The sequence below is a fragment of the Bacillus sp. 7884-1 genome (genome assembly GCF_002272245.1).
GTDB lineage: Bacteria > Bacillota > Bacilli > Bacillales > Cytobacillaceae > Neobacillus.
The window spans coordinates 62,279-88,132 of sequence record NZ_NPDD01000085.1; the positions used below are offsets into that span (position 1 = coordinate 62,279).

Sequence of the window (25,854 nt, forward strand, 5' to 3'; positions counted from 1 at the left end):
ATCATTTAGTAACCAGTAGTATCGATATTGATAGTAAATATATCTAATTGTAATGGGGGGGTAGTAGTGTCACATAAACAAGATCGTTCAGTTGCTAATGTTAAATTGCAGAAATACATTGACTCACCCGAAATGCAGCGAGCTCTATATCGTCGTACGTTAGTTATCGTTGTTCTTTCACAAATTTTTGGCGGTGCAGGACTTGCTGCAGGTATAACAGTTGGAGCACTTTTAGCTCAAGACATGTTGGGAACGGATAGTATTTCAGGAGTTCCAACAGCGTTATTTACCCTTGGTTCTGCAGGGGCAGCGCTTCTTGTAGGGCGGTTATCTCAACGATATGGCCGCAGGTCTGGATTAGCTGCTGGTTTTCTTGCCGGAGGAATTGGAGCGATCGGGGTAGTCATTGCAGCCATAACCAATAATATTTTCCTGCTATTTATCTCACTACTAATTTATGGTTCCGGTGGTGCCACAAACTTACAAGCCCGCTATGCAGGAACAGATTTGGCTAGTCCCAAGCAGAGAGCTACAGCTATTAGTATTGCAATGGTATCAACAACATTTGGTGCAGTTGCGGGTCCTAACTTGGTTGATGTTATGGGACGATTTGCATTAAAATTAGGTATTCCAGCATTATCCGGACCATTTATTTTAGCAGCAGCTACTTATATTATTGCTGGTTTGGTGCTACTCATTTTATTGCGTCCAGACCCGCTCATTGTTGCAAAAGCAATTGTGGATGAGACGAGAAAGAACAAGAACGTTCACTTAGAAAGTAATACAAATACACAGGAGTTTAACAAAAGAGGAATCGTGGCTGCAGCTACATTAATGGTGTTAACCCAATTGGTTATGGTCGCAATCATGACCATGACACCTGTACATATGGGGAAGCACGGTCATGGTTTAAGTGAGGTTGGTATGATAATTGGATTCCATGTAGGTGCAATGTATCTTCCATCACTCCTAACAGGAGTCCTCGTGGATAAGATTGGACGCCTATACATGGCAATCGCAGCGGGTGTCACCTTACTTGCAGCAGGAGTACTTGCTGCAATGGCACCGGGTGAATCAATAACTTTGCTTACTTTAGCACTCATATTGCTTGGTTTAGGCTGGAACTTCGGATTAATATGTGGTACCGCTATTCTAGTAGATTCAACCAATTCGGCCAATCGTGCAAAAACGCAAGGGACTGTTGATGTGATGGTTGCTTTATCCGGTGCAACGGGAGGCGTACTATCTGGGTTGGTTGTAGCGAATACCAGTTATGCGACACTATCTATTGCAGGAGGTATCCTTTCACTCCTCCTGATACCGGTGTTAATTTGGTCGAGCTCTAAAAGGGTAAAAGCTCAGGCGTGAATCCACTTGGATCACGCCTGAATTATGTATTTAATGTGAAACCTTTTGGTAAGGTGGGACCTCCACTGTATTAATAAACTAATACATCTAATTGAACGTACCTGATAAGTGAAACATAGACTATTGTATCACTAAGGTAAGGATGTCATATCATGAGAAGGATAAGACAAGTACAACCAATAATTGGGCAGGCGTGGACTGGAAGACATGTAGTCTTGCTTCATTGCACGTCTAATAATCAACTTATTCATTTATATAAAAGCTACCATGCACCAATTGAGCCTCCTCGCGAAAACTGTGCAGAAACATTATCACAATTACTAAGTATTGGCTATCGTATTCAAGCTATTACAGCCATTTCATCCAATCAAATTCAATACTTTTTGGTCCTTGAATAAAGTTAATTTATTCAACCAGATAAACAGCCGCTTTAGTCTTAAAAAAAAGGCGGCTGTTTTCAATTGACCAAATTTAGTAAAACTATCTAATTAGTGCTAATTTACTAGAGTGAAAATGATAGTCTTTTTTATCCATTCACATTCATCTTATATTTATTTATTATAATTTATATTACATACCGAGTTCGCCTGATTATGTATGTTTCAACATCCGAGAGCTTATTATGAGGGAAAGGTGGATAATAGTGAACACAGATCAAGCTTATGAATTGTTAACTGATGCTGGAGTAAATGAAGAAATCAGTATTCAAACAGTTAGACGATGGCTGCGTGAAAGAAAAATAAAATACGTGGGCACAGTTCCTCAGAATTCTGGATACATACTTGATGATACAGACCAAGCCTTGAACATGTTAAAGGATGCAGGTGTTTCCGAACGTATTGGTATCCAAATTGTACGACGATGGCTTAGGGAAGGTAAGATTCAAAACGTGGGGAATGGGAGGAGTGAATACCTTCCAAATGAAACTCTTTCAAAGGTGTATTTAAATAACGATACAGATCAGGAAAAGATCTTAGGTAAATTAAAAGTAAAAATTAATACACAGGATGAGCTTATAAAAGGGATGGAACAACTACATAAGACATCAATCGATACATTAATTCAACAAAGAGAAAATTTAAATAAAGAAATCATCAACCTAGAGCATGAAAATAGTGACCTACAAAAGGAAACTAAGAAGTTACTAAAAGAGAATTTTGAATTACGAAACCAATTGTTAAAATTAAAGGAAGAACTTTCTAAAGGAAACAAAAAAGAACCTGATAAGATTCCTGTAACACTTCCTCCTAAAATGAATGATTACCGTCAAAAATTAGGACTCTCAAAAACGGCCAGCAACAAAGAAGTTTTTGCAGGATATAAAAAATTATTAAAAGTTACTCATCCTGATCATGGTGGCAACGCAACTGCCTTCCATTATATTAAAACAGACTATGATTATTTTAGAAATAGTATCAAAGAATAATTGACATCTGTATAGTACACATTTAAACGTTCTAGTGCCTAACAACAAAGCTAGGCACCTTTTTATAAAAAAGCGACGTAATACCCTTAGCTTTAGTTATGGTGATACTCAATCCTTATTGGTCAACATTAATAAATCCAAGTTTTCAATGTGAATACCACCAGATTCACGGAATTCCTTTAATTGATTAATATCCAGGATTTCAATCTTCCTATTAGATAGGTCGATGATTTTTTGAGTCTTCCACTTATTAAGTATTTTATTAACAGTAATTCTTGAGGTACCTATGTAACGGGCAAATGATGTTTGATCAATGGAGAAACTGCCATTTTCATTTATTAGTTTTAATAGATAATGTGCCATTTGTTGTTCAACCGGGGAGTTTAAAAAGGCTATTATCTCTGCCAGAATTCTAAATTTATAGATTAGTGAATTGGTAAAAATACATGCTGCTTCAGGATGATTTTCACAAACTTTTTCTAACGCTTCATCAGAAAACTGATAGACTACCGTTGAACAGGTAGTTAAAGCAGAGGTTAGATAGGCTTCCATTCTTGAGCCGTGCTCTCCGAATAACATTCCTTCTGGCACATAATTAACTGTTCGTTCCACACCTTCTTTTGAAAGGAGGGTGATTTTAATTCCTCCTTCAGATAAGAAGAAAAAACCTTTTCCTTCACATCCCTGACGATAAACAACTGAATTTTCCTCTAACACAAGTTTATTCCCATATTGTAAATAAGGACTCCAAGAATTTCGAAGATTTTTCATGAAATCACCCAGCCTTTAATCTTTTTTAATTCATCGGGATTTTTTATGATAATCTTTTTCCCGTGAACCTCTATGATCTCATTTTCCTTCCATTGCTTTAAAATCTTATAAATGGTAATTCTTGTTAAACCTGTGCATTTTGTTAGTTCTTGCTGTGATAAAGGAACTTCATAATTCTTAAATTCATAACAGATATTCAAAAGAATCACGGACAATTGCTGTTCTGGAGTAAGTGTGTCCAAGTAAATTTTATCGGCTAAAATATGCATTTTATGGATGACAGTTCTTATAACAATGTGAAGGATTGAAGGTTGATAGGTTATTAGCTTTTGAAAATGATCACACGAAAAATAGTAGAGTACTGAGTCATTTACAGCTGTAGCCGTTGTAAAATGCGGCTTACGGTCCATAGCTTGAATCCCTAATAATTGCCCAGGAATAGCGATGTTTAACAGACGCTCTTTCCCATTTGTCGTTTTTGTCGTCACTTTCACTAATCCCTTTTGGATATAATAAAATCCTTCGCCCATTGTTCCTTGTTGGTAAATACATTTTTTCTCCTTGAAAAATTGTCTGGTCCCAAATTGCAAACACGTTTCCCAATTAATATCACTGTCAAAAAGGATTGCCACCCTACCAACTCCTAAGTGAAATTTAAGTGTTTATGTAATATGCTCATTCGCATTATTTGTTAACGCTTACATTTTACTTCAGATTAATAGATATGTATTGTTAAATTCACATAACAAAGGAATGAAAAAAAGTATATTAATGTTAACTACTTAACAATAGTGTAAAAGATTAAAAATATAAAATCAATATAGGTGAATTATTTTCGAAATAATCAGCCAATTCATGGAACTTCCACTAGAAATGAAGGAAGAAAATCATGAAATCATTGAAAAAAGGGGGGAACCTTCAGAATATTCATCCAAGAATAAACATCAATGCCTATTGGAACAAATTCTAAAAGGAGATGGTTGGATGAACAGGGAAGTGCAATCTGTCGTTACGGAAGATTTAGCAAAACAGAATATCGGATTAAATACTACTAAACTTTCAATTAGAAGGATGCCAAAAGCAACGTTTGTTGTTGTTATACTTTGCTGGTTTGCGATGCTGGCAGACGGATATGATTTAGGAATCTATGGTGCTGTATTACCATCCTTAATGGAATATAAAGATTGGAGTATGACCCCATCCCAAGCAGGTGCAATAGGAAGCTATGCACTAATGGGTATGCTGATCGGTGCAATCTGTGTTGGAACAGTTACGGATATGATTGGCCGTAAATTGACCTTAATTTTTTGCGTTACCGTATTTTCGATTTCAATGTGTCTCGTCGCACTTTCTACGTCACCTGAAATGTTTGGGATCTTTCGCTTTATTGGCGGTCTTGGACTTGGTGGAGTAATTCCTACAGCATCTGCTTTAACAATCGAGTATTCTCCTGTCCAGCACCGATCAAAAATGTACGCTATTATGTATACTGGTTATCCAATTGGAGGAGTCATTGGCGCTTTATTTTCCATGTTTCTTTTAGAGGATTATGGATGGAGATTAATGTTTTGGATTGGTGTCATTCCACTTTTAGTTATTCCTTTTATTATTAAATTTCTTCCCGAGTCGATTAGCTTTCTAGTTGCTAAGAAAAGGTTTGATAAAGCTGAAAGTATAGCCCGAAAATATCAACTTCCTAATGATTTTATCCAAAGTAATATGAAGGATGAAACCAAAGGAACTACGAATAAATTCGCGGCTATTGCAAGTCTATTCTCACGAGAAAATATCCGGGCAACCATGTTTTTTTGGGTTACTTTCTTTCTAGGGCTGCTAATGATTTATGGTTTAAGTACATGGCTGCCAAAAATGATGCGTGAGGCAGGATATCCGCTCGGACCAAGTTTAGGATTTTTACTGATGTTAAACCTATCCGCGGCGATTGGTGCTTTAGTAGCAGGAACGGCGGCAGACCGGTGGGGATCTAGAAAAATTATTAGCCTTTCTTATTTCTTAGCGGGAATTTCAATCGCACTTTTAAGCATAAAATCATCGATGTTCGTTGTGTATGGATTAGTGGGGATTGCTGGTTTTGGAACGATCGGAACTACTCTTATTCTAAATGCCTACATATCCAAATATTTTGAAGCAGACAATCGAGCAACTGCCCTCGGATGGGCACTTGGATTTGGACGAATTGGAGCTATTTCAGGTCCAATTCTAATAGGTTTCTTTATGAGCTCAAATTTTGACTTCTCCCTAAATTTTTATCTCTTTGCTGTTGCAGGAGTCTTAGCTTCCATTACAATCTTGTTTATCCCTAAAAAAGGAAATATATAATTTGTAAAGTTAAAAGCCGCACTCTTCCATTCAAAAGAAGAGTGCGGCTTTTATTTTTCTGAAAAAAATAATTTAACTTTTTTGAAAAAGTGTTAACCAGACTACAATGACTCAGAAAATTCAGTTTTATAATGACAATATGAAAGATGAGGAGGATGTATATGGGAATTCGTACAGGAGCACAGTATATCGAGGCATTAAAATCAAGTAATCCAGAAGTTTGGTTATCAGGAAAAAGAGTAACAAATATCTTCGAAGAACCTGTTTTTAAACAGCCAATTCTTGAAATGGCGAAGCTGTATGATTTGCAGCATGATCCCGAGTATCAAGAAGAGATCACTCATATTTGTGAAGAAACTGGTGAAAGAATTTCGAATGCATTCATCGTTCCAAAAAGCTATCAAGATCTAGAAGCTCGAAGAAAAACGTTTGAGGTTTTTGCTAAGGCTACTTTTGGTTTAATGGGAAGAACTCCTGATTTTCTAAATGTCGTAGTAACCTCAATGGCGAGTAATTCCGAGTTCTTGGATAAATACAATCCTGAATGGGGAAAAAACATTCGAGCCTATTATAAGCATGTTCGCGACAATGACCTATTTTTAACACACGCTATTATTAATCCGCAAAATGACCGCAGTAAATCATCACATGAACAACAGGATATGTTTACTCATTTAGGTGCTGTTAAAGAAACTCCAGATGGTTTGATCGTAAAAGGGGCTAAAATGCTGGCAACCCTTGCACCTATTACGGATGAAGTAATTGTTTATTCATTCCCTGGATTTAAACCGGGAGATGAACGTTACGCTCTTGCTTTTGCATTGCCGCTTGATACACCAGGACTTCGTATTTTATGCCGTGAACCCATGCAGGATGGAAAGCGTTCTGTTTATGATCACCCATTAGCATCAAGATTTGAAGAAATGGATGCAGTTTTGGTATTTAATGATGTTTTAGTACCATGGGATCGTGTTTTCCTTTATAACAATGTCGAGGCCGCAAATCTACTGTATCCAAAAACAGGAATTGGGATCCAGCCAGCACATCAATCAGGAGTAAGAGGTCTAATAAAGCTGCAATTTGCTACAGAAGTTGCTTGTAAATTAGCAGACTCCATTGGTGTTGATTGTTATCTAAATGTTCAAAACGATTTAGGTGAATTAATCCAATCGGTTGAATCCATTCGGGCTTTGCTCAGAATTGCTGAGTATGAATACGAAGTAACAGAGACTGGTGAAGTAATGCCTGCCTATGCACCACTTGAAACCATTCGAGGATTGCTGCCGAAAATGTATCCGCGCGCTATTGAGGTAATGCAAATTATCGGTGCTGGAGGACTGCTAATGTCACCAACGGATGCCGATTTTGAAAATCCAGATTTACGAGAGGATTTAGATCGTTATTATGTTGGAAGAGAAGGAGTAACTGCAGAAGAGCGGGTTCATCTCTTTAAGCTGGCATGGGATTTATGCGGTGAGGCATTTGGGCAAAGGATCCTTCAATACGAACGTTATTACACAGGAGATCCAATCCGCAAGAGAGCCATTTTCTATAACAACCACAAAAGAAATAATTCATTTAAGCTGGTTGAAGAAGCGCTGGAGATTTTTGACCGAAAAAATGAGGTTCCTAGTCTTTAAACTATTACACTATCTCGAGGAGGTGTGATCGATGCAAACGATTAAAGATGGTGTTCTGACACTTAAAGGTTCTGTTATTGCTATTGGTGCATTTGATGGGGTACACAAAGGACACCAAGCTGTCATTAGGCAGGCAGTGGAAAAGAGTCTTTTTCATCAGGTTCCAAGCGTCGTATATACGTTCGACCCGCCTCCTCGACATTTTTTTAAAGGTGCCCAAATCTTGACACCCATTCAAGAAAAGGTAAGGAGGATCTATAAATTAGGTGTAGATTATGTGATCGTTGCTAGTTTTGATGAATGGTATGCAACGCGTCCTCCTGAGGATTTTATCAGTGAATTATCGAAGCTAAACCCGGTAGAAGTATCTATTGGTTCGGATTTTCGTTTTGGAAAAAGTAGAAAAGGTGATGTAGAACTATTAAAAAAGTACTTTCAGATTAATGTGACATTACCTGTTTATTGTAACGATGGAGAACTTATTTCATCAACGAGAATTCGCCAGTTACTTTCAGAGGGAGATTATCAACAGTCCTACTCTTTATTAGGGTGGTAAAAGAACTGAGGGTTACTTATTAGAAACAAAAGGGGTAATAAAACTATGAAACTAATAGGGATTTCAGGGACTATCATTGGAGCAAAGACAAGTATTGTTGTCCAAAATGTCCTTGAGGAGGTAAAGAAACACCATCCAAATGTGGAAATTGAATTGTTGGATTTAAGAGAATATGATGTGCAGTTTTGTGATGGTCGAAACCCTTTGACCTACACAGGTGATACAAAAAAAGTTCTTGATATCATTCAATCTGCTGATTTTTATATTATCGGAACCCCAATTTTTCAAGGTTCATTATCAGGACCACTTAAGAATTTATTTGATTTAATCAATCCAAAGGATATTCGTAATAAAGTTATGGGATTTGTCGCTACCGGCGGTACTTACCAGCACTACCTAGTCATTGAAAACCAATTGAAACCGATTGCCGGATTTTTCCGGGCATTCGTAGCGCCAGGCTATGTGTACGTTAATAACGATCATTTCAATAAAGATAATGAAATCATCGATCAGGAAGTATTAAACAGAATTACAGACTTAGCAAAAGAAGTAGTATTCATGCAAGAAGCATTAAAATCATCAGAGAAAAAATTAGAAACGGTCTTTTAACAGACTTTATTTTTATTTAGATATAAGTGGTGTCAATAAAATTCGAGAGGGGACAGATATTCATGACAAATTCATTAAAACCAATAAACCTATGGGGATTTATCGAAGAAAATAAGGAACAATTAAAGCCGCCGGTTAATAATAAAGTCATTTGGAAGGATTCGGAGCTAATGTTTATGATCCTTGGCGGTCCAAACAAACGACGTGATTTTCACGTTGATCCATCGGAAGAGATTTTTTATCAATTAAAGGGTAATTGTTACGTTGAAATTATCAATGCAGAGGGTAAAAGAGAAGTAATTACAGTAAAGGAAGGAGAGGTATTCCATTTACCTCCAAATGTACCTCATTCTCCGCATCGAGTGGCTGATACAATTGGAATTGTGATTGAACGTGACAGAGCAACTGGTGAATTAGAGGATTTTGTTTGGTTCTGTGATGAATGTGACCATGAGATGCATCGAGTTTCTGTCCAATTAACGAATATTGAAGTACAGGTAAAAGAGGCAATCAATGGTTTTAACAGTAATGTAGAGCTTCGTACTTGTAAGAATTGTGGTTATGTAATGCCGGAAGAAGCGAGTGAATGGAAATGCGAGTAGATTTTCATACACATATCATTCCAGAAAATTTCCCGGACTTTGCGGCGAAGTACCAAAATGATAAATGGCCAATCCTTCAGCCAACCTGTTCGTGTGGTGCTAATATCATGGTTGCAGGCAAGGTTTTTCGTGAAGTAACAGACCAGGTTTGGAGTCCAGAGAAGCGGATTAGTGATATGGAAAAGGAAAATGTAGATATACAGGTTCTCTCGCCCATTCCTGTAACGTTTTCTTACTGGGCACCGATAGAAGAAGCTGAAATTATGGCAAGATTACAGAATGATTTTATTGCAGAGAAAGTTGCACAATATCCAACGAAGTTTATTGGTCTTGGGACAGTCCCGCTGCAAAATGTTAAAATTGCCATTCGTGAACTGGATCGTTGCGTTCATGAGCTTGGTTTAAAGGGGATTGAAATTGGCACGAACATTAATGGGAAAAATTTAGATGATGAATCGTTAACAGACTTCTTTGCGATGTGTGAGAAGTGGAATGTTCCTATATTCGTTCATCCATGGGAAACATTGGGCAGCGATCGGTTTACCAAACATAACTTAATGTACACGGTTGGGATGCCAAGTGAAACCGCTTTAGCTGCCGCAAGCTTAATCCTAGGTGGTGTCATTGAAAAGTTTCCAGGATTAAAGATTTGTTTTTCCCATGGCGGCGGCTCACTGCCTTATATTCTTCCCCGTCTTGATCATGGGTGGAATGTCTGGCCGCACCTTCAACTGATCGAGCAGCCTCCTAGTTTTTATGCCAAGAAATTTTTCTATGATTCTATCGTAAATAATCCTGTGAATATTAAATTCCTAGTTGAAAAATTTGGAGCAGAGCAAGTCATCATGGGTTCTGATTACCCTTTCCTGCTCAGGGAAACACCTCCTGGGAAGATTATAGATGATACTCTATCCCTTACTGCTGACCAAAAAAGAGCAATGTTAGGTGAAAATGCACTAAGATTCTTAAATTTACCGGTTAATCAACTAATTTTGTAGGAAAAGAGATGAGTAGATGGCAGAAAAAGTGATGACGCCAGAAGAAAGATTACAGCAAATGGGCTTGGAACTTCCGCCTCTGCGCCCTGCATCTGGAAATTATGTAAGATGTGTTCGCACAGGGAATCTTCTATTTACTTCGGGTCAGGGAACAGATGAATTCCGAGGGAAATTGGGTGAAGATGTATCAATAGAAGTAGGATATCAGGCTGCTAGACAGTGCATGCTCAATCTATTAGCCGTTATTAAACATGAACTCGGCGACCTTAGCAAAGTGAAAAGAGTGGTCAAAATCCTTGGTTTTGTAAACAGTACACCAGATTTTACTGATCACCCCAAAGTAATGAATGGCTCCTCAGACTTGTTGGTTGAGGTATTTGGTGAAAAAGGCAGACACGGCAGGTCTGCTGTTGGGATGGCACAGCTGCCACACAATAATGCTGTAGAGGTTGAGATGATTTTGGAAGTAGAGGATGGTGATCAAAATGAGTAAGTTGCTTGAAGAACAGCTTAAGATTAACGATGCTAAGCTATTTATTAATGGAGAATATGTAAATGCTAGTTCAGGTGAAACCTTTGACACTATTAATCCCGCAACGAATCAAAAGTTAGCTTCAGTCGCAAGTGCCAGTGTGCATGATGTTGAGAGTGCGATTCAAGTTGCTCAAACATCTTTTGAAAATGGTATCTGGAGCAAAATGCCAGTTGAAGAGAGAGCTAAGATTCTTTGTCGAATGTCCGATCTTGTCATGGCTCGTGTTGATGAGTTAGCGTTGCTTGAAACATTAGATGTGGGAAAGCCGATAAAAGAAAGCAGAGATTTTGATATACCAAGAGCGGCTTCAAATTTACGATTCTTTGCAGAAATGGCAAAGTATATTCATCATGAGCATTATCCTCAATCCAAGCATATGAGCTATACACAATATGCTCCAGCTGGAGTTACAAGCTTAATCATTCCTTGGAATCTGCCATTCATGCAAATGACTTGGAAAGTTTCAGCAGCTTTAGCTGCAGGCAATACGGTTATTGTGAAACCAGCATCTTATACTCCATTAAGTGCTGTCATGTTAGGTGAAATTGCCAATGAAGCAGGACTTCCACCAGGAGTTTTGAATATTCTTACCGGACCAGGCTCAACGGTAGGGACGGCTATGACCACTCATCCATTTGTGCGCAGGATCTCATTTGTCGGGGAAAGTTCAACCGGTAAAACGGTGATGAGAAATGCGGCCACACAGTTAATCCCAGTTTCACTAGAATTGGGCGGAAAATCAGCAAATATTGTGTTCGATGATGCTGACTTGGATGAAGCAGTTCAAGGATCGATTGAAGCGATATTTAGAAATCAAGGTGAAATATGTCTTGCAGGTTCAAGGCTGTTAGTACAGGAAACAGTATATGAACAATTCCTAGAAAAATTGTTACCAGCGGTTAAGAAAATCAAAGTGGGAGACCCATTGGATGAAAATACAGATATGGGTGCCCTTATTTCCACAAATCATTTAGAAACTGTTGACAAATACGTGCAGATTGGATTAGATGAGGGGGCAAAGCTTGCTACTGGCGGAAAGCGTGTAGAAGGTTTAACAGAAGGTAATTTTTACGAGCCAACCGTACTCTATGATGTAAATAATAAAATGAGAGTAGCGCAAGAAGAAATTTTTGGACCGGTGTTAGTGGTTATTCCTTTTAAAACAGAAGAGGAAGCGATTCAAATTGCGAATGATTCGATATACGGGTTGGCTGGTGTTGTATGGTCAAATGATTTGAGGCGTGCCCATCGTGTAGCAGATCAGATTAATTCTGGTTTATTCTGGATCAATTGTTGGTACTATCGAGATTTAAGAACTCCTTTTGGCGGTTCGAAGGCTAGTGGTATTGGCAGGGAAGGCGGACGTCATAGTTTCGATTTCTACACTGAGGCTAAAACGATTACAATGAAATTGTAAGGGCTTAGGGAAAGAGTGGCTGTATGGCCACTTTTTCCTATAATGGAAAAAAGGCAGGTGGATGTATAATGAGTAATTTCATAGAATTGATTACAACTGAATTAATTAGGGCAGAGAATAGTCAAATGCCAGTAACTCCGCTATCAGAGAGGGTTTCCACCCTTAATGTTCGTGATGCATACCATATACAGCTTAAGGTAATTGAGAAAAAGATAGAAGAAGGACATGAGATTATTGGGAAGAAGGTGGGTCTAACTAGCGCTGCAATGCAGCAGATGCTCGGAGTTGATGAACCAGATTACGGCCACCTATTAGATAATATGAGGATTTCTGATGGTGACAAGGTCAAAATCAGTGAATTCATCAGTCCAAAAGTCGAGGCGGAAATTGGTTTTATTTTAGATAAGGACTTAGTAGGACCAAATGTAAATTATTTAGACGTGTTAATGGCTACAAAATATGTGGTGCCGACCATTGAGATAATTGATAGCCGTATAACTGATTGGAAAATTAGATTAGAAGATACTGTGGCGGATAATGGATCATCTGCAAGAGTAGTTGTTGGGAATAAATTAAGTACAATAGAAGGTTTTAATTTACGGACCCAGGGAATGGTCCTTTATAAAAATGATGAAATGGTTGCAACAGGAGCTGGAACAGCGGCGTTAGGACACCCTGCAAAAGCAGTTGCCTGGTTGGCGAATAAATTACATGAATTTGGCATCCATTTAAAGGCGGGTGAGTTGATTCTTCCAGGAGCACTTTCTGGTGCAGTTCCTGTAAAAGAGGGAGATAAGATTTCAGCACATTTCGGCTTATTGGGAACTGTTTCTGTAACATTCGAGTAAACAAATAGGAGGTTTTATAAATGAAACTGATGCAAGGAACAGAACAAGAAATTGTAAAATACCTTTTAGACGCAGAAAAGGAAAAACGAGAAGTCGAAAAAATTACGACAAAATACCCGGCCTTAACATTTGAGCAGGCATATGAAATCCAACAAAAATTGATTGAGCAAAAAGAACAGGAAGGACTTCGACGGATCGGAGTTAAACTCGGGTTAACAAGTAAAGCGAAGCAAGAAATGATGGGGGTCCATGAAGCGATTTATGGATATCTAATGGATGATATGCTTGCCACAGAATGGGAGCCAGTACCTTATAGCAGTTTCATCCATCCAAAGGCAGAACCTGAAATTGCCTTCTTCATTGATGAAGATATCCAAGGGACTTCTGTTTCAGCGGAAGATATTTTAAGTGTTACAAAATATGTGGCACCAGCTATTGAGATTATTGATAGTCGTTATTTAGATTTCAAGTTTACTCTGGTTGATGTTGTAGCTGATAACTGTTCATCTTCAAAATTTATCGTCGGAAACAAATGGAAGTATCCTGAATCTCTTGACCTGAAAGAAATCGGTGTATATATGTCCAAAAATTCAGAAGTGGCCACTGTCGGCACAAGTGCTGCAGTATTAGGAAATCCTGCTGTAGCGGTAGCCTGGGCAGTAAATAAGCTTGGAGAAACGGGACGCGGCTTAAAAAAAGGTGATATCGTTCTTAGTGGTGCCATTACGGAAGCGATTAGCTTTCAAGCTGGAGATACCATTTTAGTAGATTTTGCAGAACTGGGTAGTGTATCATTCTCTTGTAAATAATAGTATAGAATCTAGATAGAAATAAATGTAGAGGAGAGGATACATATGGAACTAACATTAGAGTATGCCAAACAATTAGACCAAACTGACAGCTTGAACAGATTTAGAGAGGAATTTTACATAAAACCAAATACCATTTATATGGATGGAAATTCGTTGGGCCTCCTTTCAAAAAGAGCGGAACGGACTCTCTTAGAATCCTTAAATGATTGGAAAGAACATGGAATTGATGGCTGGACAAAAGGGAAACACCCTTGGTTTTTTTTATCAGAAAGATTAGGAGAGATGATGGCACCGTTAGTAGGTGCTTCTTCGGATGAAGTCATTGTAACGGGTTCGACCACGGTGAATTTGCATCAACTTGTTGCTACTTTTTATAAGCCGGAAGGTAAGAAGTCAAAAATTCTTGCTGATGAATTAACCTTTCCATCTGATATTTACGCTCTTCAAAGCCAGCTCCGAATACATGGATTTGACCCAGATACACATCTTATTCGCGTAAAAAGCCGGGATGGCCGTTTCTTAGATGAAGAGGATATTATTGATGCCATGACCGATGACATTGCTCTTATCATTTTGCCTACGGTTCTTTATCGAAGTGGCCAAATCTTAGATATGAAGCGTTTATCGGTAGAGGCCAATAAAAGAGGGATCTTAATCGGTTTTGATGGATGTCATTCCATTGGTGCTATTCCTCATTCGTTTAGTGAATGGGGTGTTGATTTTGCATATTGGTGCAATTATAAGCATTTAAATGGTGGTCCAGGAAGTGTTGGAGGATTATATGTAAACAAAAAACACTTTGGAACTGCTCCTGGACTTGCGGGCTGGTTTGGTTCTAAAAAAGAGAAACAATTTGATATGGAACATTCATTAACACCTGCTGAGTCTGCCGGAGCTTATCAAATTGGGACACCACATGTGTTAAGTCTTGCACCGTTACTTGGTGCTTTGGAGATTTTTGAAGAAGCTGGGATTGAAAATATCCGGGAAAAGTCATTGAAAATAAATCGGTTCTTAATGGATTTATTGGACCAAGAGGTATCTGGTATGGGATTCAACATAGGTAACCCTCAAGACGATGTGAGTCGTGGAGGTCATGTGAGCCTAGAGCATAAAGAAGCAGCACGGATTTGCAAGGCATTAAAAGAAAATGGTATTATTCCTGATTTCCGAGCCCCTAATATTATTCGTCTAGCCCCAGTGGCTCTTTACACCTCTTATAGTGAGGTATGGGAAGTAGTACAAATTATTAAGAAGATTATGGAAGAAAGACAATATGAAAAGTTTGCAAATGAACGAGAGGTCGTAGCATAAAATTACTAATAGTAGGAGGAACTATATGGGGAACAAAAATACTCATTTAAATAAAGGGAATGAACCTGAAAAAGGATTGAAGCGCGAATTAAAAACCAAGCAGCTAACGATGATTGCAATGGGATGTGCAATTGGTACGGGATTATTCCTTGGAAGCGGCCTTGCCATTAGTACTGCTGGACCGGGTGTAATACTAAGTTATGCAATTGGTGCATTTATTGTATTACTATTAATGGGGTGCTTATCCGAAATGACGGTGGCCCACCCAACGTCAGGGTCTTTTGGCACCATTTCAGAAAAGTATGTTAGCCCGCTAGCTGGTTTTCTTGTCCGCTATTCATATTGGATAGCTAACGTTCTTGCGGTCGGGGTAGAAGTGAGTGCTATTGCTGTCTATATGAAGTATTGGTTCCCTGATGTTCCGGGATTCGTCTGGATATTGTTATTTGCGGGTGTATTAATTTATGTAAATGCCACGAGCGTAAATACCTTTGCTACTTTTGAGTATTGGTTCTCTATGATTAAAATAAGTGCAATAGTTGGTTTCATACTTTTAGGATCTTATATTTTATTTGGTAATTCAACTCAGCCGAATATGGGACCTGAGAATATTGTCAATGACGGAGGTTTCCTGCCTTTTGGTTGGTGGGGGATGTGGGTCGCAATCTTTATTTCATTATTTAGCTTTTTAGGAACAGAAATGATAGCGGTTACAGCTGGAGAAGCTAAAGATCCCGACGTAGCCGTGCCAAAAGCGCTGAAAGCAACGGTATTCCGATTATCTACATTCTATATTATTACTATCGGAATTATGTTAATGATTGTTCCTTGGAAATCTGCAGGTGTAGAAGAAAGTCCTTTTGTAAAGGTCATGGAACTCTTAAATATTCCTGGTGCTTCTGGTATTATGAATTTTATTATATTAACTGCTGCCTTATCTGCTATGAACAGTCAACTTTATGCCTCTACACGGATGATGTTTTCTTTGTCCCAGGGAAATGACGCTCCGGCCTTTTTAAGCAAATTAAGCAAAAAAGGAGTTCCGTTAAAGGCTCTTGGTGTTTCTACTTTTGGGATTTTCCTTGCAGCTGCAGTAAATGCACTATTACCAGGCTCCTCCTATGCGTTTATGATGGGGATTTCAATGTTCGGTGCTATTTTTACATGGTTTATGGTGTTTGTATCCCATTTGTTTTTCAGAAGAAAGTGGGAGAAGTCAAATGGCCGTAAATTGCCTGTAAAAATGATTGGCTTTCCTTATTTAACGATCGCAGGAGCAGTACTACTATTGAGTTTAATGATCACAACATGGTTTACAGATTTTAAGATTATGCTTCAATTCGGAATTCCATGGTTACTGTTTTTAACGGCTGCCTATTTCTTTTTTAAAAAAAGATCCAACACTCAAAAATCAGTAAATGAAACGAATGATATTTTAGATGAGAATATAAATTAATAACTTATTAATTCATACATCAGTACCACATTAGAACAGGGGGAGTATATTACGTGAATACACCAGAAAAAAACACAAGCATCGGTTTGGAAAAATCGATTCAAACAGATTTTCAAAAAGCAATGTCCTATGGTGATTACCTGCACCTTGATAAGATTTTAGATAGTCAGCACCGGTTATCTGATCACCATGATGAAATGTTATTTATTATTATCCATCAAACAAGTGAATTATGGATGAAATTAATTATTCATGAATTAACAGAGGCGATCCAGTATATTCGCCAGAATAATTTAGAGCCATCCTTTAAAATTCTGTCACGCGTTTCGAGAATTCAGCAGCAATTGATTCAATCATGGAGTGTGCTTTCTACCTTAACCCCTTCAGAGTACCTAGAGTTTAGGGATAAGCTCGGTCAATCTTCCGGCTTCCAGTCCTACCAGAACCGGATAATTGAATTTGCATTAGGAAACAAAAATGCTCATACCCTAGCAGTCTATCAGCATCAAACAGAGCTGTATATAAATATGCAGGAGGCACTTCATAAACCAAGTATTTATGATGCAGCCATCCAAGCGCTTGTTGCTCGTGGAATTCCTGTTGATGAAGAGGTCTTAAATCGCGATTTGTCCAAAAACTATGAACCTAATGAAAGTGTTGAAGAAGCATGGTTGACAGTCTACCGTAACGTTGACCAATACTGGGACTTATACGAGCTTGCTGAGAAGTTAGTTGATATTGGCAATCAACAGCAATTATGGCGATTTAATCACATGAGTACAGTGGAAAGAATCATTGGTCATAAATCAGGAACTGGCGGATCATCGGGTGTATCCTATTTAAAAAGAGTTCTAGACCAGCAATTCTTTCCTGAACTTTGGAGCTTACGAACAAAGTTATAGTATAAAATCCACCATTTCTTATCAATGGTGGATTTTTTATAATCACAAAGCAAAAAGCACCGATTAGTGCTTTTTGCTTTGTTTGTGTTATTTTAATCTTTTGCTTAGGAGATAAATGATTCCAGCAAGTGTAACAACTAAAATAAACTTACTTGCAAGAACTAGATAACTGATGGTTTGAGAACTAGTATATACTTAATGATAGTAATTTAGGAGAGGAGGTTTGTAATATGAAACCAAAAGTAATCGTTTATAAAAAAGTGGATAAAAAGGTAATCGATCTATTAAATGAATATTTTAATGTTATTTATTTTGAGAAATTGGATAATCAATCTTATCCTGAATTTCTTGAAGAAATAAAGGATGCACAAGGGATATTGGGGTCAGGGTTAAAAGTAGATAGTGAATTATTAAAACTTGCACCTCATTTGAAAATTGTGTGTAACACATCTGTAGGATACGACAATCTGGATTTGACGGCTTTGGAAAAGAGTGGAATGATGGCGACAAATACACCAGATGTTTTGAATGACACTGTAGCGGATACGATTATGGGTTTAATACTATCCACTGCTAGGAGAATCCCAGAATTAGAACATTGGGTGAAAACGGGTCAGTGGAAATCAGGTCTCGAAGAAAAATGGTTTGGTGTGGATGTCAATCATAAGGTACTAGGGATTATCGGTATGGGGGGGATTGGTTCAGCAGTAGCCAAAAGAGCCCATTATGGCTTTGATATGGAGATTCTATATCATAATCGTTCTCGAAAGGAAGAAGCTGAACAAAAGTTTGGTGCTAAATATTGTTCGCTGGAAGAATTGTTAAAGAAGTCTGATTTTGTATGCTTAATGACACCACTGACTCCTCAGACTGAAAAGTTAATGGGAACAAAAGAATTCAATCTCATGAAAGAGTCTTCAATCTTTATTAACGCTTCTAGAGGGAAAACCGTGGATGAAGAAGCATTGATTCATGCACTTCAAAGAGGTCAAATACTGGGTGCTGGACTTGATGTATTTGTAGAGGAACCTGTAAATTTGGACAACCCGCTCCTGTCCATGAAAAATGTTGTTACATTGCCTCATATCGGCTCTGCAACATATGAAACTAGATTCAAAATGGCCATGTTAGCCGCAACAAACCTAGTCGCAGGGTTAAAGGGGGACACTCCTCCAACCTTAATTAAATGAAAGTAAAACCAAAAAATACCTTGCCTAATTCATGGCGAGGTATTTTTAAACTTCTAAATTTTTGGCATTGCTTGCATGTTTTTTTATAAATAAGGAGCATTTTTCCGCTATGAACCCCTTTTCAAAATCCATGGATGCAACATGATAGGAATTAGTTAATGGAATCATTTCCTTAGTATCCGATTTAATGGTAGCCATAAGATATTTGCTGTTTTCAGGTGGAACGACGTGATCCTCCTCGGATTGAAATGCCAACACTGGACATGAAATAGTTGGAAGTTTATCCCGTGTCTCGTCCATTAAAGCAAATAACTGATGAATGGAACGTACGGGTGCCTTTGGATAGGTAATTTCATTAACACTTTTATCCTTTATATCAGGCTTTCCTTCATTAATATAACGGGGAAGATGTCTATTTTTATACCTTTTCATTGGAGGAATGGATATTATTGCGGCATTGATTAGCATAATTCCTTTAATATTTCTGTGTTTATTTGTAAGATTTAGCGTTAATGTACCACCCATAGATTGACCAATCACAAAGATATCTTGACAACGATTTTGTAAAAAATAATATCCATCTTCTATACTTTGAATCCAATCTTGGTAGGTGCACTTTTCCATATCCTCATAATGTGTCCCATGTCCTCTCAATCTAACTCCGTAGACTGAGAATCCTTTAGATGCAAGGTATTCTCCCAGAAACCTTACGCTTTGTGGGGTTCCAACAAATCCGTGACATATTAAAATTCCAATTTGATTCCCTTTAAAGAAAAAAGATTCAGCACCTGGTAATACTTGGTATTGTTCAACCATTTAAACTCTCCTTTCTTTTTTCTCTCTTTATGTAAAAGTAAAAAAATATAGGATCATAATCTATGAAGTTTCATTATATTCACAATATACATATTAATCCGATGTGTCAAGTAGGGATTGTGTTTTAAATCGAAATTTATAGAGGCCCTAGAATGCTTATCCCTCCTAAAGCAAACAATAATTCAAGGAATATGTCACAAGTGATTCTTACCTTGGAGGTAGTTTGAATGAGTCGACTAGACAGGCTCAAAATGGGGAAAGTGGAAACAAAACATTTCCAACAGTTTAATGAGTTATTACGATATGTGTTTCAAGTAACCAAAAAGGATTTACAAATGGTTGGGTGGGAAGAACGTGAAATAGCATTAGCTAAAAAGCCAGTTTTGGATCAGGCGGATGTTTTAGGCTGGTTTGATGGTGAAAAACTGGTGTCACAACTAGCTGTTTACCCTTTTCAAGTAAACATTTTTGGAAAATCATTTGAAATGGGAGGGCTGACTGGCGTCGGCACCTATCCAGAATACGCCAATATGGGACTTATGTATAAGTTGATGAGTCAGGCACTTGCGGATATGCGGGAAAGAAAACAATCGATATCTTATTTATTTCCCTATTCGATTCCCTATTATCGCCGTAGAGGATGGGAAATTGTTTCGGATAAGATGACTTTTGAAGTAAGAGATGTTCAATTACCAAAGATTAAGAAAGTTCCAGGATATGTGGAAAGATTGAATATAGAGCACCCAGACGTAAGGATTGTGTATAAACTCTATTCGAGTAAAATGCATGTGGGTATGCTTCGAAATGAATTGGCCTGGGATGAATATTGGAGATGGGATGTTGATGAATTAACGGCAGCCGTTTATTATGACAAAACACACAAGCCTCAAGGGTATCTATTGTACTGGATATCTGAGGACGTGCTTCATATTAAAGAAATGGTTTATATGAATCAAGAGGCAAGGATTGGACTATGGAATTTTATTGGTGCTCACTTTTCAATGGTATCAAAGGTTGTAGGGAACATTTTTATGAATGAACCATTAGCCTTTTGGCTGGAGGATGGAGATATAAAAGAAACGATTTCTCCCTATTTTATGGCACGTATAGTTTGTGCTAAACAGTTTATTTCTCAATACCCTTTTAAAGCAACAGGTACGAATATACAGTTAACGTTTATGCTTGAGGATCCAATGCTCGAGTGGAATCAAGGAACATTCACACTAAATGTTAATGCAAATGGTCAAGGAGAATTAAATCAAAGTAACGATGCGCCAACATTTTCTCTCGACATACAGACACTGACGACTATGCTGCTCAGTTATAAGAGACCCTCTGACTTGGCTGCAATTTCAAGACTAAAGGGGAATACACAGGATGTTGAGATATTAGAGAATTTGATTGAGAGGCAAACACCATACTTTTCGGATTACTATTAATAATGGAGGGTGATATCTATGAAAGAAAAAGAAGGCGAACCTCAATTTCAAAGTGGGAAGAAAGTTAAAAAAGCTGAAAAAGGATTATATGGACTTGACCCAGAAATGAGTTTGTTATCGGTTAGTTTTGCTACCACTGAAAATCCTTATTTGAATGAACATTACCAAGAGGATTCAAAAGAAAACGAGTTCGAATAAGAGAGTTACAATCGGGTAATCTACCTTAGTAATTATTCATTTTTAGGAGGTAATGGAATGTATTTCTATAGAGAAGATTTAATTAATATTATTGTTCCTGACAAACCTGATCCAGCAGCGGCTAAAGTGCTCCAAGAAACATTGGGTGGAAGATTCGGCGAGATGCGTACGATGATGCAGTTTTTCTTTCAAAGCTCAAACTTTAGAGGAAATCAAAAGCAATACCGCGATTAAATTAGAGGGATTTTCCTTGAGGAAATTGCTCATGTTGAGTTGGTACAAACAACAATCAATCAACTATTAAATGGTTCAGGCGAGGATGCAGTTGGGGCTGAAGGAAGTACTGGAGCGCCTTTAGAAGAAGCAATCAAACATGCAAACCCACATCATTTTATTCATGGCGCCCAAGCCTCACTTCCGGTTGACGCTGCGGGGAATCCGTGGAATGGAAACTATGTATACAGTCATGGTAACTTGATTAGCGATTTATTAAATAACGTTACCTTAGAGTCTACTGGTGTCTTACAGAAGTCACGAATCTATGAAATGAGTTCAAATAAAACCTTTAGAGAAACATTGGCTTTCTTAATCGTCCGTGATAATGCACACCAAAATGCCTTTGCTAAAGCATTGGAAACCCTAGGTGTAGATTGGGGGAAAATATTCCCAGTTCCGAATTATGACATTAATAAATACCCAGAATGCCGTAAATATGTAGAAATGGGCTTCCATAATGCACAATTTAATTTTAGATTAGATGAAACATTGATCGGAACAATATTCCAAGGGCAATCACCAAGTAGGAATGACGGTACACTGCAAGTAGTTCCACCACCGCAAGGTCATCCAGTTCCAATGATGCCAGAAATGCCAAATGAACATAGTCCTGGAATAAGTGATTTATTTAATTAATGAAAAAAGGATGAGACACAATCGTGTTCATCCTTTTTGTCGTTAAATTAACAATCACCATGCTTATTAAGATGTAAGGGAGGAGGAATAAGCCAGCCTTTTTCCTTATTTAAACGGAGTACTTTTCCTCCAAGTGCGACCTTTTGTGCATGGAATTGTGCATTCATCATAGCTATGTCTTCCCTGATTGATTTACCTATTGCTTGACTGCAGGCTACTAATCCAGCGGCTATATCAGCAGAAAGTCCAGCAGCAATGGCTGGGTCTATGATTCGAGCACCAACTGGAATATCTTCTAAACATGCTTCAGGCGGCTCTGGTTGCCCAGGCGGTAACCCAATGCCGTTTTCTTTTAATAGTTCCTCCAATTGCTTGTTTTCACCCTGACAAATTTCACTTGCTTCTACTAATAACTTCTTTAAATCCTCATCACCTGCATGGTTTAACATGGTTTGATAGCCTGCAATCTTACCGTTATTCACCAATACAGCAGACCATAAATCAAACACTTCGCCATAGTGTAAAGGCTCTTCCTTAGGGTTCCCACTTAAAATTCCCATCGTTACCCTCCTTAGTGTGTACGTAAATTTATTCATTTAGAGTGCCACCTTTCATAAAGCACATCAATTATGATTTCCAATTCGTTGCTGATTCATTAATATTAATCCTTTAAATCATGATTTTTTTGGACATGTATCCGTATATTCTTCATAAAATGTACAAGTTGAAACAAAGGTGGAGTGGTTTATTTGAGTATTAGCATTTTAATCAGTTATATCATTTTGGGATTTACGCTAGCAGCTCCAATTGGTCCTGTAAATTCTGCACGATTAGATAAAGGGATAAAAAATGGTTTTTGGCATGCGTGGATTGTTGGTGCTGGTTCAATGGTGGCAGATGGATTCTTTATGCTCCTTGTTTATTTAGGAATGGTTCAATTTTTGGGGATTCCTATTATTCAAATATTTCTTTGGCTTTTTGGGGGATTTATTCTTGTTTATTCAGGAGTAGAAAGTATCAGGAATGCGAATACCATTACTCTAACATACAGTCGAAACAAAGAATCATTAATGAAGTGTTTTTTGACAGGGTTTATTATGTCGATTACGAGTCCCTTATCGGTTCTGTTTTGGTTAGGAATTTATGGCTCGGTCTTAGCAAAAACGGCTCAAACAAATGGAACAGAATCGCTCTTAATTTATAGCAGTATGATTTTTTTGGGATTGACCGTATGGGATTTATTTGTTGCGGTACTAACAACTGGCTCCCGAAAACTCCTGACAGTCAAGAGTTTAATTACTATTTCGATTATTTCGGGTGCCTCACTTGTGTTGTTTGGTCTTTATTTTGGATTCCAGGGTATTAAAGCGCTCTTGAACTAATTTCATAAAAAATGGTTTATAGTAAGAGCGAGAAGTGCTAATCACGAATTATTGTGAATTAGCACTTCTTTTTAGGTTACTATCTCGCTTGACTTTTTGAAAATAATCCGTATAATACTCATTTGTGTCGAATAATTTTTTTCTTCTCGTGTTCATATATTGTTCATATTTAACTGTTACTATAATAAATGATAGATTAATGGATTCTTAAACTCATAAAAAACCCCAACTTAAAGAATGATTATTTTTAAAAGGCAGGTGCAAAAAATGAATAACTTAACTCAAAAGGGTCAAGGTATTTTAAATAAATATATTGGCTTTTTCTTATTGGCGGTATTCTTCCTTTGGATGAAAACCTATATAGCTCAATTAACTCAATTTGATTTAGGAATTGAAAATACACTACAAAAGTTCTTATTATTTATTAATCCGTTAGGATCATCTTTATTATTTTTAGGATTTGCAGCTTTATTTAAAGGACGCAAAAAATATATTGCACTACTCATGATTGATTTCTTTCTATCCTTTCTCTTATTTGCCAATGTCGTGTATTACAGGTTCTTCAATGACTTTATTACTTTACCAACATTAACGCAGACTCAAAACTTTGGTGATGTAAGCGGAAGTGTCGTAACACTATTAAGACCATATGATTTCTTATTCTTTATGGATATTATCCTTTTGATTGCTTTACTTGGTTTTCGCTTTGTAAAAGTGGAATTTAAAGACATGAATCGCAGAAAAGTAGCTGCTTTATTCTCATTATCACTTGCTATTTCTTGTGGAAATCTTGGACTAGCTGAAAGTGATCGTCCTCAATTGTTAACCAGAGGATTTGACCGTAATTATATTGTGAAATATTTAGGTATGTATAACTACACCATTTATGATGCCGTTAAAAGTACAAAAGCTTCTGCACAAAGGGTTATGGCAAACAGTGACGATATGACTGAAGTAATCAACTATACAAAAGCGAATTATGCTGAGCCAAATCCTGCGTATTTTGGTGCTGGAAAAGGCATGAATGTGGTTTATTTGCATCTTGAATCCATGCAAAACTTCCTAATTGACTACAAATTAAATGGGGAAGAAGTAACACCGTTTTTAAATTCCTTAACAAAGGATCAAAACACACTCTATTTTGATAACTTCTTCCATCAAACAGCACAAGGTAAAACATCTGATGCAGAATTTATCCTAGAAAATTCATTATATGGATTACCACAGGGTTCTGCTTTTACAACAAAAGGTTTAAATACGTATCAAGCAGCACCAGCGATTCTTGGTCAGCAAGGCTATACGTCTGCTGTCTTCCACGGGAACTCAGGAAGCTTTTGGAATCGTGATGAAATTTATAAATCGTTTGGATATAACAACTTTTTTGATGAAAAATACTATGATATGAAGCCTGAAGACCTTGCTGAATATGGTCTCATGGACAAACCGTTCTTCGAACAATCAATTCCAATGTTGGAATCATTGCCACAGCCGTTTTATACAAAGTTTATGACTGTAACACACCATTATCCGTACCCTCTTGCTGAAGGAGAAGCAACGATTGCACCGCATACTACGGGTGATAAATCAGTTGATACTTACTTCCAAACTGCTCGATATGCGGACGAAGCATTAAAACAATTCTTTGATTATCTAAAGGAATCTGGTTTATATGATAATACAATCATTGTTATGTACGGGGACCATTATGGAATTTCAGAAAATCATAATAAAGCTATGGAAAAAGTTCTAGGTAAAGAAATTACAGATTTCGATAGTGCAGGATTACAACGTGTACCATTCTTCATCCGTGTTCCTGGAATTGAGGGTGGAGTCAACCACGAATACGGTGGGCAAATTGATATCCTACCTACACTTCTTCACTTGTTAGGGACAGATACTAAAGATTATGTACAATTCGGTACTGACCTTTTATCTGAGCAACATGATGAACTTGTTCCGTTTCGTGATGGCGGCTTTATGAGTCCAACCATTTCATCTGTAAATGGTAAGTTTTACGACTCAAGCACGGGAATGGAATTAGATGAAAATAGGATGGAAGAGGCAATGAACTTACAGCAAACCGCAGAAAATAAATTAGCGCTTTCTGATAAAGTGGTAAACGGAGACTTATTACGCTTCTACACACCTGGAAACTTTACTCCTATAGACCGAACACAATACAACTACAATCCATCTCAAGATGATGAAGAATAAGCTTTAAAGCTGGCTGTTTAGGAAATTCCTAAACAGCCTTTTTATATCTTTTTTATTGGCTATGTTAAAGCTTAATATTGATTTTGGCACTCTGTTGATTTGTGCGGAA

At 37.6% G+C, this 25,854-nt stretch carries 25 protein-coding genes and 1 pseudogene; 22 read left to right on the forward strand and 4 right to left on the reverse strand.

The window, feature by feature from the left end; genetic code table 11:
* The first annotated feature begins 132 nt into the window (after positions 1 to 132).
* From CHI06_RS11275 to CHI06_RS11285, 3 genes are all read left to right on the forward strand, one after another.
* A complete protein-coding gene (locus tag CHI06_RS11275) occupies positions 133 to 1,368 on the forward strand; it encodes an MFS transporter (RefSeq protein ID WP_095248672.1) in 1,236 nt (411 codons plus the stop codon).
* Positions 1,369 to 1,520: 152 nt separating this feature from the next.
* Positions 1,521 to 1,766: a hypothetical protein gene (locus tag CHI06_RS11280; RefSeq protein ID WP_095248647.1), complete on the forward strand. Its 246-nt coding sequence runs from the start codon at positions 1,521 to 1,523 to the stop codon at positions 1,764 to 1,766.
* A 245-nt stretch (positions 1,767 to 2,011) separates the two neighbouring features.
* Entirely contained in the window at positions 2,012 to 2,794 is a 783-nt protein-coding gene (locus CHI06_RS11285) for a hypothetical protein (protein ID WP_095248648.1), read from the forward strand.
* A 108-nt stretch (positions 2,795 to 2,902) separates the two neighbouring features.
* Here CHI06_RS11285 and CHI06_RS11290 read toward each other — a convergent pair whose 3' ends face one another.
* Together CHI06_RS11290 and CHI06_RS11295 are read right to left on the reverse strand one after the other, a co-directional pair.
* Positions 2,903 to 3,565 carry a Crp/Fnr family transcriptional regulator gene (locus tag CHI06_RS11290; RefSeq protein ID WP_095248649.1) on the reverse strand — a complete coding sequence of 221 codons (663 nt, stop codon included), beginning with the start codon at positions 3,563 to 3,565 and terminating at the stop codon, positions 2,903 to 2,905.
* The gene (locus tag CHI06_RS11295) at positions 3,562 to 4,197 is read right to left on the reverse strand and encodes a Crp/Fnr family transcriptional regulator (protein ID WP_095248650.1); all 636 of its coding nucleotides are present in this window, start codon (positions 4,195 to 4,197) and stop codon (positions 3,562 to 3,564) included. Before CHI06_RS11295 ends, CHI06_RS11290 begins: the two co-directional genes overlap by 4 nt.
* A 439-nt stretch (positions 4,198 to 4,636) precedes the next feature.
* Here CHI06_RS11295 and CHI06_RS11300 point away from each other — a divergent pair, with 439 nt between their 5' ends.
* The 14 genes from CHI06_RS11300 (at position 4,637) to CHI06_RS11365 (ending at position 18,784) form a co-directional block, all read left to right on the forward strand.
* Positions 4,637 to 5,905, forward strand: a complete 1,269-nt coding sequence (locus tag CHI06_RS11300; RefSeq protein WP_257009248.1) for an MFS transporter — start codon at positions 4,637 to 4,639, stop codon at positions 5,903 to 5,905.
* Positions 5,906 to 6,066: 161 nt separating this feature from the next.
* Positions 6,067 to 7,545 (forward strand): 4-hydroxyphenylacetate 3-hydroxylase family protein, encoded by a 1,479-nt coding sequence (locus tag CHI06_RS11305; RefSeq protein ID WP_095248651.1) that lies wholly within the window; start codon positions 6,067 to 6,069, stop codon positions 7,543 to 7,545.
* Between the two features lie 31 nt (positions 7,546 to 7,576).
* On the forward strand, positions 7,577 to 8,101 hold the full coding sequence (locus CHI06_RS11310) for an FAD synthetase family protein (protein WP_095248652.1): 525 nt from the start codon (positions 7,577 to 7,579) through the stop codon (positions 8,099 to 8,101).
* 45 nt (positions 8,102 to 8,146) lie between these two features.
* Complete coding sequence (locus CHI06_RS11315) at positions 8,147 to 8,710, forward strand: NADPH-dependent FMN reductase (protein WP_095248653.1); 564 nt, start codon at positions 8,147 to 8,149, stop codon at positions 8,708 to 8,710.
* A 62-nt stretch (positions 8,711 to 8,772) separates the two neighbouring features.
* Positions 8,773 to 9,312 (forward strand): 3-hydroxyanthranilate 3,4-dioxygenase, encoded by a 540-nt coding sequence (locus tag CHI06_RS11320; protein WP_095248654.1) that lies wholly within the window; start codon positions 8,773 to 8,775, stop codon positions 9,310 to 9,312.
* Entirely contained in the window at positions 9,297 to 10,310 is a 1,014-nt protein-coding gene (locus CHI06_RS11325) for an amidohydrolase family protein (RefSeq protein ID WP_179292601.1), read from the forward strand. Before CHI06_RS11320 ends, CHI06_RS11325 begins: the two co-directional genes overlap by 16 nt.
* A 16-nt stretch (positions 10,311 to 10,326) precedes the next feature.
* Positions 10,327 to 10,803: a RidA family protein gene (locus CHI06_RS11330; RefSeq protein ID WP_095248655.1), complete on the forward strand. Its 477-nt coding sequence runs from the start codon at positions 10,327 to 10,329 to the stop codon at positions 10,801 to 10,803.
* A complete protein-coding gene (locus tag CHI06_RS11335; RefSeq protein ID WP_095248656.1) occupies positions 10,796 to 12,262 on the forward strand; it encodes an aldehyde dehydrogenase in 1,467 nt (488 codons plus the stop codon). The genes CHI06_RS11330 and CHI06_RS11335 overlap by 8 nt, the downstream gene beginning before the upstream one ends.
* 68 nt (positions 12,263 to 12,330) lie before the next feature.
* Positions 12,331 to 13,110, forward strand: coding sequence for a 2-keto-4-pentenoate hydratase (locus CHI06_RS11340; protein ID WP_095248675.1), 780 nt, complete (start codon positions 12,331 to 12,333; stop codon positions 13,108 to 13,110).
* 20 nt (positions 13,111 to 13,130) lie between these two features.
* A complete protein-coding gene (locus CHI06_RS11345; RefSeq protein WP_095248657.1) occupies positions 13,131 to 13,919 on the forward strand; it encodes a 2-keto-4-pentenoate hydratase in 789 nt (262 codons plus the stop codon).
* 45 nt (positions 13,920 to 13,964) lie between these two features.
* On the forward strand, positions 13,965 to 15,236 hold the full coding sequence (gene kynU / locus CHI06_RS11350) for a kynureninase (RefSeq protein ID WP_095248658.1): 1,272 nt from the start codon (positions 13,965 to 13,967) through the stop codon (positions 15,234 to 15,236).
* A gap of 25 nt (positions 15,237 to 15,261) precedes the next feature.
* Positions 15,262 to 16,692: an amino acid permease gene (locus CHI06_RS11355; protein WP_095248659.1), complete on the forward strand. Its 1,431-nt coding sequence runs from the start codon at positions 15,262 to 15,264 to the stop codon at positions 16,690 to 16,692.
* Between the two features lie 53 nt (positions 16,693 to 16,745).
* On the forward strand, positions 16,746 to 17,594 hold the full coding sequence (gene kynA / locus CHI06_RS11360) for a tryptophan 2,3-dioxygenase (RefSeq protein ID WP_095248660.1): 849 nt from the start codon (positions 16,746 to 16,748) through the stop codon (positions 17,592 to 17,594).
* 230 nt (positions 17,595 to 17,824) lie between these two features.
* Complete coding sequence (locus tag CHI06_RS11365; protein ID WP_095248661.1) at positions 17,825 to 18,784, forward strand: 2-hydroxyacid dehydrogenase; 960 nt, start codon at positions 17,825 to 17,827, stop codon at positions 18,782 to 18,784.
* 45 nt (positions 18,785 to 18,829) lie between these two features.
* Here CHI06_RS11365 and CHI06_RS11370 read toward each other — a convergent pair whose 3' ends face one another.
* Positions 18,830 to 19,600, reverse strand: a complete 771-nt coding sequence (locus CHI06_RS11370) for an alpha/beta hydrolase (RefSeq protein ID WP_095248662.1) — start codon at positions 19,598 to 19,600, stop codon at positions 18,830 to 18,832.
* A gap of 227 nt (positions 19,601 to 19,827) precedes the next feature.
* Between CHI06_RS11370 and CHI06_RS11375 the strand changes: the two genes are divergently transcribed.
* The 3 genes and pseudogenes from CHI06_RS11375 to CHI06_RS11385 all read left to right on the forward strand — a co-directional run bounded on the left by CHI06_RS11375 (position 19,828) and on the right by CHI06_RS11385 (position 22,149).
* Positions 19,828 to 21,039 (forward strand): GNAT family N-acetyltransferase, encoded by a 1,212-nt coding sequence (locus CHI06_RS11375; RefSeq protein ID WP_095248663.1) that lies wholly within the window; start codon positions 19,828 to 19,830, stop codon positions 21,037 to 21,039.
* Positions 21,040 to 21,057: 18 nt separating this feature from the next.
* Positions 21,058 to 21,237 carry a hypothetical protein gene (locus tag CHI06_RS11380; RefSeq protein ID WP_095248664.1) on the forward strand — a complete coding sequence of 60 codons (180 nt, stop codon included), beginning with the start codon at positions 21,058 to 21,060 and terminating at the stop codon, positions 21,235 to 21,237.
* 57 nt (positions 21,238 to 21,294) lie between these two features.
* Positions 21,295 to 22,149, forward strand: a pseudogene (locus tag CHI06_RS11385) (manganese catalase family protein).
* Between the two features lie 47 nt (positions 22,150 to 22,196).
* On the opposite strand, the gene CHI06_RS11390 reads toward CHI06_RS11385, so the two are convergent.
* On the reverse strand, positions 22,197 to 22,709 hold the full coding sequence (locus CHI06_RS11390) for a DUF3231 family protein (protein ID WP_095248665.1): 513 nt from the start codon (positions 22,707 to 22,709) through the stop codon (positions 22,197 to 22,199).
* A 189-nt stretch (positions 22,710 to 22,898) separates the two neighbouring features.
* Between CHI06_RS11390 and CHI06_RS11395 the strand changes: the two genes are divergently transcribed.
* Both CHI06_RS11395 and CHI06_RS11400 read left to right on the forward strand, forming a co-directional pair.
* Positions 22,899 to 23,531 (forward strand): LysE family transporter, encoded by a 633-nt coding sequence (locus CHI06_RS11395; protein WP_095248666.1) that lies wholly within the window; start codon positions 22,899 to 22,901, stop codon positions 23,529 to 23,531.
* Positions 23,532 to 23,798: 267 nt separating this feature from the next.
* Complete coding sequence (locus tag CHI06_RS11400; protein ID WP_095248667.1) at positions 23,799 to 25,745, forward strand: LTA synthase family protein; 1,947 nt, start codon at positions 23,799 to 23,801, stop codon at positions 25,743 to 25,745.
* Positions 25,746 to 25,854 lie beyond the last annotated feature (109 nt).

Bases quoted from the DNA above. Each gene is read 5' to 3' on its own strand.
- CHI06_RS11275 (WP_095248672.1), top strand. From the start codon at position 133: ATGCAGCGAGCTCTATATCGTCGTACGTTAGTTATCGTTGTTCTTTCA.
- CHI06_RS11280 (WP_095248647.1), top strand. From the start codon at position 1,521: ATGAGAAGGATAAGACAAGTACAACCAATAATTGGGCAGGCGTGGACT.
- CHI06_RS11290 (WP_095248649.1), bottom strand. From the start codon at position 3,565: ATGAAAAATCTTCGAAATTCTTGGAGTCCTTATTTACAATATGGGAAT.
- CHI06_RS11300 (WP_257009248.1), top strand. From the start codon at position 4,637: ATGCCAAAAGCAACGTTTGTTGTTGTTATACTTTGCTGGTTTGCGATG.
- CHI06_RS11305 (WP_095248651.1), top strand. From the start codon at position 6,067: ATGGGAATTCGTACAGGAGCACAGTATATCGAGGCATTAAAATCAAGT.
- CHI06_RS11310 (WP_095248652.1), top strand. From the start codon at position 7,577: ATGCAAACGATTAAAGATGGTGTTCTGACACTTAAAGGTTCTGTTATT.
- CHI06_RS11315 (WP_095248653.1), top strand. From the start codon at position 8,147: ATGAAACTAATAGGGATTTCAGGGACTATCATTGGAGCAAAGACAAGT.
- CHI06_RS11320 (WP_095248654.1), top strand. From the start codon at position 8,773: ATGACAAATTCATTAAAACCAATAAACCTATGGGGATTTATCGAAGAA.
- CHI06_RS11325 (WP_179292601.1), top strand. From the start codon at position 9,297: ATGGAAATGCGAGTAGATTTTCATACACATATCATTCCAGAAAATTTC.
- CHI06_RS11330 (WP_095248655.1), top strand. From the start codon at position 10,327: ATGGCAGAAAAAGTGATGACGCCAGAAGAAAGATTACAGCAAATGGGC.
- CHI06_RS11335 (WP_095248656.1), top strand. From the start codon at position 10,796: ATGAGTAAGTTGCTTGAAGAACAGCTTAAGATTAACGATGCTAAGCTA.
- CHI06_RS11340 (WP_095248675.1), top strand. From the start codon at position 12,331: ATGAGTAATTTCATAGAATTGATTACAACTGAATTAATTAGGGCAGAG.
- CHI06_RS11345 (WP_095248657.1), top strand. From the start codon at position 13,131: ATGAAACTGATGCAAGGAACAGAACAAGAAATTGTAAAATACCTTTTA.
- kynU (WP_095248658.1), top strand. From the start codon at position 13,965: ATGGAACTAACATTAGAGTATGCCAAACAATTAGACCAAACTGACAGC.
- CHI06_RS11355 (WP_095248659.1), top strand. From the start codon at position 15,262: ATGGGGAACAAAAATACTCATTTAAATAAAGGGAATGAACCTGAAAAA.
- CHI06_RS11365 (WP_095248661.1), top strand. From the start codon at position 17,825: ATGAAACCAAAAGTAATCGTTTATAAAAAAGTGGATAAAAAGGTAATC.
- CHI06_RS11370 (WP_095248662.1), bottom strand. From the start codon at position 19,600: ATGGTTGAACAATACCAAGTATTACCAGGTGCTGAATCTTTTTTCTTT.
- CHI06_RS11375 (WP_095248663.1), top strand. From the start codon at position 19,828: ATGAGTCGACTAGACAGGCTCAAAATGGGGAAAGTGGAAACAAAACAT.
- CHI06_RS11380 (WP_095248664.1), top strand. From the start codon at position 21,058: ATGAAAGAAAAAGAAGGCGAACCTCAATTTCAAAGTGGGAAGAAAGTT.
- CHI06_RS11390 (WP_095248665.1), bottom strand. From the start codon at position 22,709: ATGGGAATTTTAAGTGGGAACCCTAAGGAAGAGCCTTTACACTATGGC.
- CHI06_RS11400 (WP_095248667.1), top strand. From the start codon at position 23,799: ATGAATAACTTAACTCAAAAGGGTCAAGGTATTTTAAATAAATATATT.